The organism is Empedobacter sedimenti (assembly GCF_030005555.1).
Classification (GTDB): Bacteria; Bacteroidota; Bacteroidia; order Flavobacteriales; family Weeksellaceae; genus Empedobacter; species Empedobacter sedimenti.
Genome location: NZ_JASCQG010000001.1, coordinates 343,125 through 356,195 on the forward strand (window position 1 = coordinate 343,125; position 13,071 = coordinate 356,195).

General features: G+C 31.1%; 12 protein-coding genes. 6 read left to right on the plus strand and 6 right to left on the minus strand.

All coding sequences use genetic code 11. The annotated features are described in order from the left end of the window. Positions 1-103: 103 nt before the first annotated feature. Complete coding sequence (locus tag QHG34_RS01900) at positions 104-1,963, minus strand: TonB-dependent receptor plug domain-containing protein (RefSeq protein ID WP_282628425.1); 1,860 nt, start codon at positions 1,961-1,963, stop codon at positions 104-106. 86 nt (positions 1,964-2,049) lie between these two features. On the opposite strand from QHG34_RS01900, the gene QHG34_RS01905 reads away from it, so the two are divergent. Beyond that, complete coding sequence (locus tag QHG34_RS01905; RefSeq protein WP_282628426.1) at positions 2,050-3,531, plus strand: aminotransferase-like domain-containing protein; 1,482 nt, start codon at positions 2,050-2,052, stop codon at positions 3,529-3,531. A 17-nt stretch (positions 3,532-3,548) separates the two neighbouring features. Here QHG34_RS01905 and QHG34_RS01910 read toward each other — a convergent pair whose 3' ends face one another. From QHG34_RS01910 to QHG34_RS01920, 3 genes are all read right to left on the minus strand, one after another. Next, complete coding sequence (locus QHG34_RS01910) at positions 3,549-4,004, minus strand: DUF4442 domain-containing protein (RefSeq protein ID WP_282628427.1); 456 nt, start codon at positions 4,002-4,004, stop codon at positions 3,549-3,551. A 90-nt stretch (positions 4,005-4,094) separates the two neighbouring features. Next, positions 4,095-4,661 (minus strand): Crp/Fnr family transcriptional regulator, encoded by a 567-nt coding sequence (locus QHG34_RS01915; protein ID WP_282628429.1) that lies wholly within the window; start codon positions 4,659-4,661, stop codon positions 4,095-4,097. 49 nt (positions 4,662-4,710) lie between these two features. Then, positions 4,711-5,994 (minus strand): adenylosuccinate synthase, encoded by a 1,284-nt coding sequence (locus tag QHG34_RS01920; RefSeq protein ID WP_282628431.1) that lies wholly within the window; start codon positions 5,992-5,994, stop codon positions 4,711-4,713. Positions 5,995-6,140: 146 nt separating this feature from the next. On the opposite strand from QHG34_RS01920, the gene QHG34_RS01925 reads away from it, so the two are divergent. From QHG34_RS01925 to QHG34_RS01935, 3 genes are all read left to right on the plus strand, one after another. Beyond that, on the plus strand, positions 6,141-7,253 hold the full coding sequence (locus QHG34_RS01925) for an NAD(P)-binding domain-containing protein (protein ID WP_282628432.1): 1,113 nt from the start codon (positions 6,141-6,143) through the stop codon (positions 7,251-7,253). 170 nt (positions 7,254-7,423) lie between these two features. Further along, complete coding sequence (locus QHG34_RS01930) at positions 7,424-9,019, plus strand: ABC-F family ATP-binding cassette domain-containing protein (protein ID WP_282628435.1); 1,596 nt, start codon at positions 7,424-7,426, stop codon at positions 9,017-9,019. A 126-nt stretch (positions 9,020-9,145) separates the two neighbouring features. Beyond that, a complete protein-coding gene (locus QHG34_RS01935; RefSeq protein ID WP_282628436.1) occupies positions 9,146-9,901 on the plus strand; it encodes an acyl-CoA desaturase in 756 nt (251 codons plus the stop codon). Positions 9,902-9,935: 34 nt separating this feature from the next. Here QHG34_RS01935 and QHG34_RS01940 read toward each other — a convergent pair whose 3' ends face one another. Both QHG34_RS01940 and QHG34_RS01945 read right to left on the minus strand, forming a co-directional pair. Beyond that, entirely contained in the window at positions 9,936-10,544 is a 609-nt protein-coding gene (locus QHG34_RS01940) for a class I SAM-dependent methyltransferase (RefSeq protein ID WP_282628437.1), read from the minus strand. Beyond that, the gene (locus QHG34_RS01945; protein ID WP_282628438.1) at positions 10,544-11,458 is read right to left on the minus strand and encodes a UbiA prenyltransferase family protein; all 915 of its coding nucleotides are present in this window, start codon (positions 11,456-11,458) and stop codon (positions 10,544-10,546) included. The genes QHG34_RS01940 and QHG34_RS01945 overlap by 1 nt, the downstream gene beginning before the upstream one ends. A gap of 172 nt (positions 11,459-11,630) precedes the next feature. On the opposite strand from QHG34_RS01945, the gene QHG34_RS01950 reads away from it, so the two are divergent. After that, entirely contained in the window at positions 11,631-12,344 is a 714-nt protein-coding gene (locus tag QHG34_RS01950; protein ID WP_038331757.1) for a CoA transferase subunit A, read from the plus strand. 5 nt (positions 12,345-12,349) lie between these two features. Continuing rightward, entirely contained in the window at positions 12,350-13,006 is a 657-nt protein-coding gene (locus QHG34_RS01955; RefSeq protein ID WP_282628440.1) for a 3-oxoacid CoA-transferase subunit B, read from the plus strand. Positions 13,007-13,071: the final 65 nt, after the last annotated feature.

Below are 13,071 nucleotides of genomic sequence, written 5' to 3' on the forward strand. Positions count from 1 at the left end.
GGGAGAAATTTGTGGAAAGAAAAAGAGACAACTTTCATAAAAAAGTTGTCTCACCGCATTATAATATAAAACTATTAAAGAGAATTTAAATGTTTGTCATCATTTAAATCCCAGTAAACTTAATTCCTAAGCTCATCCAAGTAGTAGGTAATGGAATTGCTCCTGCTTCGTTATATGTTGTGTTAAAAATGTTTTGCGCATCAAAATAAATACTCAAATTATTTTTGAATGAATGATTAATTCTTGCATCAGTAATCCAGTAAGATTTATACGATTGACGTGTATTATAACGATTTGCAACACTTAAAGTAGTTCTTCCAATTGAATAATCTATCGTATTGATTAACTGATGTTTTAAACTTTCTATTTTATATTTTGAATTGTATTGATCATCTACATTTTTAAATTCAGGATCAAGATAAGAATAGCTCAAAGAAAACTTCAAACTTTGGTTTGCAGAAAAATTTGTTAAGTATGAAACCTTTGTGTTAAATCCATTCGTTTTCAAATCTCCAAAATTTTGCGCTTGCCAAGGTTCGCTAGATGTTAAACGTACCCAATCGATAAAATCTGTAATTGAACGATAGAAATAGTAGGCATTAAATGTCCAATTTCTCTTGTTGTATTTAAATCCTATTTCGGTTTGAAAAGCCTTTTCAGATTCTACATTTGCATTCCCAATATTTCCTGGTCGCTGATCCAAATATAAATCTGTAAATGAAGGAATTCGCTGACTTGTCCCTGCATTTACCATCAATTTTAAGTTCGAATTTACAGCATAACTCGCATCAATTCCCGGAAAAGCTTGCCAACCATATTGCGAATTGTAGTTAACATATGTTCCGACATTTACATTCAATTTTGGTGTAATATCCGTTTTATATTCCGCATAAAATCCAACATTATCACGTGTATGATTTTTGATACTTGTCGACGAAATTTGCTCATTACGGTACTCAACACCTACTCCAATTTGACCTTTGTTTAATTGATATGTCGAATTCACTTCTCCTGAAATAGAATTAGAATAATGCTTTGATCTTGCTTTACTCAAATTATTTTTGAAATAACGATAATCATCAAAATTATAACGATAACTCACTCGTGGCGCTAACGTAATTCTATCTGACAGTTGATGCTTTGATTGAATGTTAACTAATGTTGTTTCAACCAATTCTTTCGAGTTTTTATCACCTGGAGATGCATAAAAACCATTTGCTCCGAAACCATTTTTCACATAACCATAAGAAGCAACTAAACTATTGGCATCATCAAACTGAAAATTCCCTTGATAATACAACTTATTGTTCTCGTAAGCCGTATTGTATCGGTATCCATTTCCCCAATCGTGGCTCACATACAACTGATGTTGATGCGTTTCCTTTGCTAAATTAGCACCAAGTTGTACGCCTCTACTTGTAAATTTATCACCTGTATCTTCGCTATCTTTCTTGAAATTTGTTCCAAAATAGGTATTCGCAAAAACACCCGTTTTCTTTGGTTGACGCGTGACAATATTAATGACACCTGTCAAACTATTATTTCCGTATACACGAGCAGCCGGACCACGTACCACTTCTATTCTATCAATCGCTTCAAGTGGAATTGGAAGATTTAGCGCATTATGAGCCGTTTGATGATCCATAATTTTAACTCCATTCAATAAAATCAAAGTTTGCTCAAAACTTCCACCATCCATCGAAATATCTGCTTGCGTACCAAATGGTCCGCGTTGGCGCAAATCTATTCCAGAAGCATACTGCAACACATCTTGCAAAGAACGCGCTGGTAGTTTATTAATTTCAGTTTTACTTAACACATATATATTTCTATTTTCTTTAGAAAGCGGTGTATTTAGACGGTTATCTAAAATAGAAACTTCTCCTATCGCAATGGTATCATTCGCGGTTTGTGCAAAAATACTTTGTGCAGCTAAACACAATACCATAGTAATCTTCTTCATTTTTACTAATTATTTAATTAATTGAGTTAAATCTGATGCGAAAGTAGTATCTTTCCGACCTACCTAAATATACCAGTTTTTAGTTTATGAATAGTCCGGCTGAAATACCTTACAAAAGTTTTATTGAAATTGAGCGTAATTCTGATACACCTATTTATCTACAATTAGCAAATCAACTGGCTAAAGCTATACAATTAGGTTATATTCCAAGTGGCACAAAATTACTCGGAACTAGACAATTAAGTGATATTTTAACGCTTCATCGCAATACAATTGTCAATAGTTTTCAGGAACTTGAAGCCCAAGGTTGGATAGAAATTGTTCCGAATAAAGGAAGTTATGTTTTGAGTCAATCCTCTCAAAAATTTCAGAAAACCATTGTTCCAAAGCAATTTTCAATCAATTTATCTCCTAATAAAACTGGTTTTCAATTTGAGCAATCGATACTTTTGGATAATCCGTACGAAAGTTTTAATCAACGATTATATTTAACCGATGGAACAATCGATCATCGATTGGCAGAACTAAAACTTCCTGCTAAATTATATTCAGCTATTTTAAAACGAAAAACGTCAATTTCGAAGATAAATCAGTCCAAAAATGAGTATTTTTTGAAAAATTTAGCGAATTATCTCAATTTAACACGAGGTTTACATATTTCGAAAGAAAATATTTTAGTGACGAGAAGTTCGGAAATTTCACTTTTCATAATTGCTCAAATTCTTTTAAAACAAAATGATTTTGTTGCAGTTGCAAATTTAAGTTATTATAAAAGTAACATGATTTTTCAGACACAGTTTGCTAAAATCAAACAAATAAAAACGGATGAATTTGGTATTGACACCGATGATTTAAGAAGATTGTGCGAACAATTTCCGATTCGAATTGTTTATGTTACGCCACATCACCACTACCCTACAACAGTAACATTAAGTTCACAAAGGAGAGTAGAATTACTACAACTTTCACAGGAATTTGGTTTTGCAATTGTTGAAGATGATTACGATTTTGATTTCCATTACAGCAATCATCCAATTTTACCTTTGGCAAGTTCGGATCAAAATGGAATGGTTGTCTATACGGGAAAATTTGGTCATTATCTTGCTCCTGGTTACCGAATTGGATTTATTGTAGCGCCAAAAAATTTAATTCTTGAAGCTAAAAAACATTTATCTGTGCTCGATCAACAAGTTGATCCATTTATCGAGCAAGTTTTAGGTGAAATGATTAGCGAAGGTGAAATCAATCGAATCCTTAAAAAGCATCGTAAAAGCTATCGAGAACGGCGCGATTATTTTTGTCTTAAATTGAAAACTGAATTAAATGATCTGATCACTTTTAATAATCCAAATGGAGGTTTAGCCGTTTGGGTTAATTTTAATCAACCTATAAATTTGATGGAATTAAAACGTAATTGTGCAAAAAATGATTTATTTATTCCACAAACAATTCTATACCAAACCCAACACCAAACTGGTATCAGACTTGGATTTACACATCTAAATTTTGAAGAAATAGATGAAGTAATTTCAATTCTAAAACAAGAAATCACAAAAAAAGCTGAATAAATTTCAGCTTTTTTATTTTATTTTTTATCTCTCAATTTGAATGTCCAAGTAAACTGAAATTCAGAAACAACATCTCCTTCTTCATCAACTCCTCTACTCGTCACATTTAGCGATACACCTTTCTTCGTTTCAATAGCTTCTTTTATAGCTGCATCTATTTTTTCTCCATCTTCGCAAGTAAATACAATTTTACCAACAGCTTTTTTCAAATACTTCGATTGCATTCCTAAAACTAACATCGAAATATCTTCTCCCGATTTCGAAATCTTTGCATTAGCCATCAAACCAGAAGAAAATTCTGCTGCCATTCCTTGCACTGCCCAGAACATACTTTTGAACGGGTTTTGATTAAGGAATCCATATTTTACTCTTGTCGAAACTTTGTTTTCTTCCCAAGATTCTAAACGTACACCAGCAATCCAAGCGATTGGAATTTGTGTAGTCAAGACATTTTTAAAAAGTTCTTTGTTCATTTTCTCATTATATCAAAAGGGTTAATGTAATAAAAGTAAATGTTTTATTTGATTTTCTTCAATTATTAAAGAAATTAATTCTAAAGTTACTTATCCATTTCTCCTAATTCTACTGAGTGATGAAGATGTGATTCCTAGATAAGTTGCTAACATACTTAGAGGAACACGATTGGCTAAACCTGGATAATGCTCTAAAAAAAGATGATATCGACTTGTGGCATCTAAATTTTTCATTGCGCTCGCGGTTTTCAATTTACTTTCTGCAACAAAAGCATACAATTTGCTCATCAACAAAGGCCAAATAGCAATCTGTTTTTCCAGTATTGTAAAACTATCATAATCAATTGACCAAACCGTTGCATCCGTAATAGCTTCTACATAATCATTAGAAAGTGTTTGTTCGTGAAAACTATGAAGATCACCAATAAATCGACCTTCGTAAATAAAATAGTTTGTAAAATCATCTCCTTCTTTGTTATAATATACAGAACGAAAAACTCCTTCGTGAACAAAAGCGATCTTTTTACTTGTATTGCCATGTTCAATAAAATAAGTACCTTTTGGAATTTGAACCAATTTAAACAGACTCATTATTATTCGTCTTTCTTCTTCATTAAGAGATCCAAATTTTTCTATATATCCGATAAGCTCTTTCATTTGATTTAAATGTACGATAATTCTATTTTAATTAAATAAATTATTCATTTTACAAGGAAATGATATCTTCTCTTTTTGGACCGATTGATAAATGACTTAAAGGAACATCTAATTGATTAGATAAAAATAATACATAATCTAACAATTCTTTTGGTAGTTCTTCTTTATTATAAATAGTTGAAAATTGAGAATTCCACCCTTTGAAAGTTTTCCAAATAGGTAAAGCAATACTAAAAGTGTCATCCATACTCGCTATTTCTTGATCAGCATCTTTCACTTTATACAATTCACAAAGCTCAATGTTTTCCATTTCATCTAACACATCAGCTTTTGTCATAATAAGTTTAGTAACTCCATTCAGCATAACTGCATATTTTAAAGCTGGAAGATCTAACCAACCAATTCTACGAGGTCTTCCTGTATTAGATCCAAACTCATTTCCTTTTAAACGAAGGTTATCTGCCAAATCATTGTTTAATTCACTAGGAAATGGACCATCTCCTACACGTGTTACATAAGCTTTAAAAACTCCGAAAACCTCTCCAACCTTTGATGGAGAAACACCTAAACTTACACAAGCTGCAGAAGCTATTGTGTTAGATGATGTTACATAAGGATATGTTCCGTGATCTATATCTAACATTGTGGCTTGAGCACCTTCGGCTAAAACTCTTTTGTTAGATTGAAGTGAAGAATTAAGAAAAACTTCAGTATCGATAACAGATAATTTTCTCAAAAACGCTACGTCAGCAAAAAAAGTCTTCATCATGATATCGAAACTCATCATTTCAATTCCCTTATTTAATAATTCACTGAATGATTGATAAATAGAATTACTAACATCTGTTTCAAAGTTTTCATTAAAAATATCAGAGATTCTAAAACCATGTCGTTTTATTTTATTTGAATATGCAGAACCTATTCCATTTCGAGTTGTACCAATTGTGCGATAATCTGTTGAAGTTTCATAAAAAATATCCCAATATTTATCTGTTGGTAAAATCAATTGTGCTTTCTTAGAAATAAAAAGTCGATTTCTAAAATTGAGTTCTGGACATTTTCTTTCTAATTCTTCAATTTCGTTACGCAATTGACTTGGATTAACAACTGTTCCTGTGCCAATAACATTTTGAATATGAGAATAAAAAACACCAGATGGTAATTGTTTTAATGTAATCTTTTTATCATTCCAAAAAATTGTATGCCCAGCATTTGCACCACCATTAAAACGAGCAACAATATCATAATTTGGACAAATGTAGTCTATAAATTTTCCTTTCCCTTCATCACCCCACTGAAGTCCTACAAGGATATCCATTTTAGCTGTATTCATTTTTTTAATTTTTATACCGCAAAATTATAAGCACATCTTCTCTCCACAATTGCCATTTGACAAATAATATAAAAAAGTATTTACACTATAAAATTTAAAATCTATCCTAATAGTTTTTGTAATTTGTACACTATATTTAAACACTTATGGAATCTAATAAAAAAGATCTTCAAGCAAAACAATCCGAATTATTTTACAAAGTTGACATTGTTATAATTGGAGCTGGACAAGCTGGTTTATCTGCGGCCTATCATCTTAAAAAAAGAGGAATTAAACCCGGAAAAGGTTTTGTAATTTTAGATGACGAACCACATGCAGGAGGCGCTTGGCAACACAGATGGGACTCTTTGACTCTTAGTACAGTAAACGGAATTAATGATTTACCAGGCTTAACTTTTGCAGAGGCAGTACAAATAAATGACAAAGAATTGCAAGCCAATAAAGCCGTTCCTGCATATTACGAAAAATATGAGAAAGAGTATGAATTGCCTATTATTAGACCATTGCGTGTTAATAAAATAGAAGAGAATAACGGTCGTTTTTTTGTTCGGACTAATGGAGTTCAATTTAGTGCAAGAGGTATTATTAATGCTACTGGAACATGGAAAACACCAAATATCCCAAAAATTAAAGGTTCTGAACTTTTTAAAGGAAAACAACTCCATACAAACGAATATAAAAATGCGGATGAGTTTATAGGGCAACATGTAATTATTGTTGGTGGAGGAATTTCTGCAGTACAATTATTAGGAGAAATTTCAAAAGTAACCAAAACGTCTTGGGTAACAAGAAGACCACCAGATTTTAGAGATTATAAATTTACAGAAGAATTAGGAAGAGAAGCTGTAGCAATGGTAGATAAACGTGTGAGAGAAGGTTTACCTGTCCAATCTGTTGTTTCTGTAACTGGACTTCCCATTACACCTGCAATTGAAGGTTTGTTAAATAAAGGAGTTCTGGATAGAAAACCTATGTTTGATGAAATAACTGAAGATGGTGTAAAATGGAATGACGGAACAGTTTTAAACGCTGATGTTATCTTCTGGAATACCGGTTTTAGACATAGTTTAGATCATCTTGCGTCTTTACATTTACAAAATGATAAGGATGGAATTGAAATGAGCGGAAAGTTAGCAACACAAGTAGCAAAAGATCCAAGAATACATTTAACTGGATATGGACCATCTGCTTCTACAATTGGTGCAAACAGAGCTGGAGCCGCTGTAGCTAGAGAAATAATTACTACTTTAAATTTATAAATATCAAGTTAATAAGCATGGAAAAACTTCGTATTTAAAATTTTGCTATATTTGCACAATAACTTTTCAAAGTAAGAATATACATGTAAAATACAATTTCTTTCAGACACATTTAAAACATTAACTATTCTATAGCTGATGTATTGTTTCATCACTTTAAGAAAGAAATCATGCTAATCTTACAAAATATTTCATACACACATTTAAATAATGATGTCCTATTTAGTGACATTAATCTTACAATTAATAATCTTCAAAAAATTGCATTAATAGGCAATAACGGAAGTGGAAAGTCTACTTTATTCAAAATTATTTCTGGAGAATTAGAGTCTTCCTCTGGACAAAAAACAATTGACAAAACGCCATATTACATACCTCAAATTTTTGGACAATATAATCATTTGACTATTGCAGAAGCCTTAAAAGTTGATAGAAAACTAGTAGCGCTTAACGAAATATTGAACGGTAATGTCACCGAAGAAAATTATACTTTATTGAATGAAGATTGGTCTATTGAAGAGCGTTGCTTTAACGCTTTAAAACACTGGGAATTACACAATATTGACCTTAATCAAAAAATGGAAACATTAAGTGGAGGTCAAAAAACAAAAGTTTTTCTAGCTGGAGTTACGGTAAATCAACCAGAATTAATTTTGTTAGACGAACCCAGTAACCATTTAGATAAATCGGGCAGACAACTTTTATATGATTTTATCTCATCAAGTAGAAGTACTTTATTAATTATAAGTCATGATAAAAAATTGCTCCAATTAGTAGACACAATTTGTGAATTGAATAAGAATGGTATAAAAACCTATGGAGGAAATTATACCTTTTATGAAGAGCAAAAACAAATTGAAAATAATGCATTAAACCTAGATATTAAAAATAAAGAATCTGAATTAAGAAAAGCTAAAATAAAGGAGAGAGAAACAAAAGAGCGTCAACAAAAATTAGATAGTAGAGGAAAGCAGAAACAAGAAAAAGCTGGCGTTGCTAGAATTATGATGAATACTCTTCGTAATAGTGCCGAAAATAGTTCGGCAAAATTAAAAGATATTCATACTCAAAAAATTGACGGAATTTCTAATGATTTGCGTGAGTTACGTTTTTCACAATTTGAGATAGATAAAATGAGGTTTGAATTTAACGATTCCACCTTGCATAAAGGAAAAACATTATTTACGGCAACAGATATCAATTTTTCATATCGCAAAACACTACTTTGGAAAAACAATTTAAACTTTACCATTACAAGTGGAGAACGAATTGTTATAAAAGGAGATAATGGAACAGGAAAAACTACGTTAGTAAAGCTAATTTTAGGTCAATATCAACCTAATTCTGGAGAAATTTACTCAACAATTGGCTCGTCAATTTATATTGATCAAGATTATTCTTTTCTAAATAATCAATTAACTGTATATGAACAAGCCCAAGAGTTTAATACTTTTCCTTTACAAGAACATGAAATAAAAGTGAGATTAAATCGATTTTTATTCTCTAAAAATGACTGGGACAAACCATGTTCAGCCCTAAGTGGAGGAGAAAAAATGAGATTATCATTATATTGTTTAATGATTACCAATCAATCTCCAGAAATAATTATTTTGGACGAACCTACCAATAATTTAGATATTCAGAATGTAGAAATTTTAACCAATGCGGTAAATGATTATCAAGGAAGTCTAATCGTTATTTCTCATGATCAATTCTTTATAGAAAATATTAATATTGAAAGGACAATTGAGCTACTTTCATATTAGAAAAAAGGGAAAATTAATTTCCCTTTTTTCATTATAAATAAAATATTAATTTAACACTTCTATGATTTTGATTAGCGGAATTAACAATGTAAACGTTTATATTTGTAAAAATTTATTAGAATAGTAATGACAGCAGTAATCATTATCTTTATCGTACATTGGTACGCCTCTCTATTTTTTCAAACTTTTTTTCATCACAGATATGCATCGCATGCAATGTTTACAATGTCGAGAGCTTGGGAAAAAATATTTCATGTTTTAGCATGGGTTTTTCAAGGTTCATCTTACTTAAGTCCTTATACTTATGGAGTTATGCACAGACATCACCATGCGTATGCTGATACAGAAAAAGATCCTCACTCTCCACAATACGATCATAATTTTTTCTCTATGATGTGGAGAACACGTATTGTTTACAATGACATTGATCACGATAAAACACAAGTTTTAGAAAAATTTAAAAAAGGCGTTCCTTCTTGGCGTTCTTGGGATAAATTTGCTGGTAACAATGCTGTTAGATTAGCATGGGTAGTTATCTATATTTTAATTTATATGGCAGTTGATGCTCCGTTATGGACATATTTTGTATTCATTCCGATGCAAGTCCTTATGAGTCCATTACATGGAGTTATTATCAACTGGTTTTCGCACAAATTAGGATACAGAAATTATGATGTTGGAGATACTTCGACTAACTTAATGCCTATCGATTGGTTAATGTGGGGAGAATGTTTACATAACAATCATCACAAATTTGGTGGTCGTCCAAATTTTGCAGTTAAAAAATGGGAATTTGACCCTATGTATCCATGTATTTGGGCTATGAATAAACTGAATATTATTCAGTTCAAAAAAGGAAAATTAGACACAGATTATATGTAAAATAAAAAAGCGATTCAGAGACTGAATCGCTTTTTTATTTCTTCTCAAAAACACAACTTACTATATACTTTTTGAAATAGTTTTTCTGTTCTATTAATTTATAATCATCAAAAAATAAAGCTCTCAATTTTGGTAATTGATCAATATCTAATTTAATCACAACTCTAAAAAAACGCAACATCAAATTGGTTATACCTTTCTGCCAAGTTTTCTGATTCTCTACAAAATCTACATAAAACCACAACCCTTTCGTCTTTAAATACGAATTTAACTGGAAAAATAGTTCTTCTGCTTTGGTTTGATTAAAATGATCGAATAAAAAACTAGTAATAACTACATCATACTTTTCATCAGTTTTATAATCAAAAATATCTGCAACAATAAAATTAATTTCTAAATTAGAGACAGTTTCTTTCTTGGCTAATTCAATCATTTTCGAAGAAAAATCGACATAATCAATTTCAAGTTTAAGATTCAGTTTTTCCAATTCAGTTATCAATTTTCCAGCTCCTCCTCCAACCCACAAAATTTTATCATCATTTTTCAGATGCTTCAAAACTAAAAAGTGTGCTTGATGTTGACGATTCAAGAAAATCAACTGACTCAATGAATGATAATATGGTGCAATAAAATTGTAATTCATCATTCAAATAAAACTACACCTAAAATACCACAAATTGCTTTCAGTAAAATCATTCCATCAATAGCAATTAAATAGTATAAAATAGGTTTTGGACGATTGAGTTTAAAAGCAAAAACAGCTAAACAAACTATAGGAATTAACATAAATAAGATACGATGAAATGGTAATCCGTACCATAACCCGAAAATTACAAAACTTAAAAACCCTAAAAATATTAAAGGTAAAATGATTCTGTTTAAAGTAAAATGATAACCATATTTTACAACAAAAGTTTTCAGATTTCTATTGCTATCATCTTCATAATCTTTCAAATCAAACAAAATTGCATTTACCACGCAATACATAAACGTTTGTACAAACAGAAAATAAAATTTAGCATCAATTGTGTAATGTGTTTCATTTTTTAACATCAAAAATAAAACAGGCAAAAAAACAGTCGTTATAGCCCACGTCCACCCTATTAAAAAAGGTTTCAGTAACATTGTTTTTCGTAAAGAAATACCAAACTTAAAATCGTAATATCCAAACGATAACAAAGCTGTAACACCCAGTCCTAAAATCCATCTCCAAGACAAAATTTCGTAATTCGGTATACATTTTATTGTCAAAACGGTTCCTGCACAAATAGCTACAACTAACAATAAATAGGTGAAATACTTGATTGGTTTTCTATAAGTAATATAAAATTGTATTCTGGGGTTTGGTGAAGCTTTCATCCGTATAGGAACACGATAAGCGTATAAATAAAACAATACCGTAATAGAGCTAATAAATGAATAATATGCGATTGAATTGAAAGGTAATCCAATCTTGATATTCGTTTCTATATTTAAGGATAACGAAAGTAGTATTAAGAAAAAATTAGAAAAAAAGATATTTTCGATAATTCGATTCATTACTTTTTGTTCCTTCATTCGATTATTTTTAATCTTTCGATAAATCAAATGTAAGATTTTTCTATTTTTTATCGAATCATTTCCACAATAAAATCTAGAAAAAATGCAACTTCGTGTAAAATTGAAATCGTTAATTTTTAAAATTGATTATCTTTAACATTATTTAGAATTACAATCAAACACAACAAAAATGATAAACAAAAAAGTGAACAGCATCGAAGAAGCGCTTCAAGGAGTTGAAAGCGGTATGACGCTTGCTGTTGGAGGCTTTGGACTTTCTGGAATTCCCGAAAATCTTATTCAAGGTTTAGTGGACAAAAAAATCAATAATCTTACCTGTATCAGTAATAATGCTGGTGTAGATGATTTTGGTTTGGGATTATTATTACAAGGACGACAAATCAAAAAAATGATTTCTTCTTATGTTGGAGAAAATGCTGAATTTGAACGTCAAATGCTTTCTGGTGAATTAGAAGTTGAATTGATTCCGCAAGGAACATTAGCTACTCGCTTAATGGCTGCGGGTTATGGAATGCCTGCAATTTTTACACCTGCTGGAGTTGGAACTGAAGTTGCTGAAGGAAAAGAGATCAGAAAATTTACCTTTCACGGAATCGAAAAAGAATATTTGTTAGAATATGCTTTCGAGCCTGATTTTGCAATTGTAAAAGCGTGGAAAGGTGATACGGCAGGAAATTTAGTTTTCCGAGGTGCAACAGCAAATTTCAATCATCCAGCTGCTATGTGTGGAAAAATTACAATTGCCGAAGTGGAAGAATTGGTAGAAATTGGAGAATTAGATCCAAATCAAATTCATACGCCTGGTGTTTATGTCAATCGAATTATTCAAGGTGCGAAATACGAAAAACGTATCGAAAATAGAACTGTTCAACCTAAATCATAAAAAAAATGCTAGATAAAAATGGAATTGCAAAACGTATTGCAAAAGAAGTACAAAACGGATTTTATGTGAATTTAGGTATCGGAATTCCGACATTGGTTGCCAATTATATTCCTGAAAATGTAAATGTTGTTTTACAATCAGAGAATGGTTTATTAGGAATGGGACCTTTCCCTATCGATGGTGAAGAAGATCCTGATTTTATCAATGCGGGTAAACAAACGATTACAACTTTACCAGGTTCAGTTTTCTTTGATTCGGCAATGAGTTTCGGAATGATTCGCGCACGAAAAATCAATTTAACAATTCTTGGTGCAATGGAAGTTTCGGAAAATGGTGATATTGCCAACTGGAAAATTCCTGGAAAAATGGTAAAAGGAATGGGCGGCGCAATGGATTTGGTTGCTTCGGCTGATAATATTATTGTAGCGATGCAACACGTGAACAAAGCTGGAGAATCTAAATTATTAAAAGAATGTACACTTCCTTTGACTGGAATAAAATGTGTCAAAAAAATTGTTACTGAATTAGCTGTTTTAGAAGTTTTACCAGAAGGTGGTTTCAAATTATTGGAACGAGCACCTGGAATTTCTGTTGAAGACATCAAAAATGCAACTGAAGGAAAATTAATCATAGAAGGAGAAATTCCCGAAATGATTTTATAAAAAATAAAGATTAGAAAGGAAAGTTGAAAAGCTTTCCTTTTTTTATGCTCGATTTGTTTAACTTT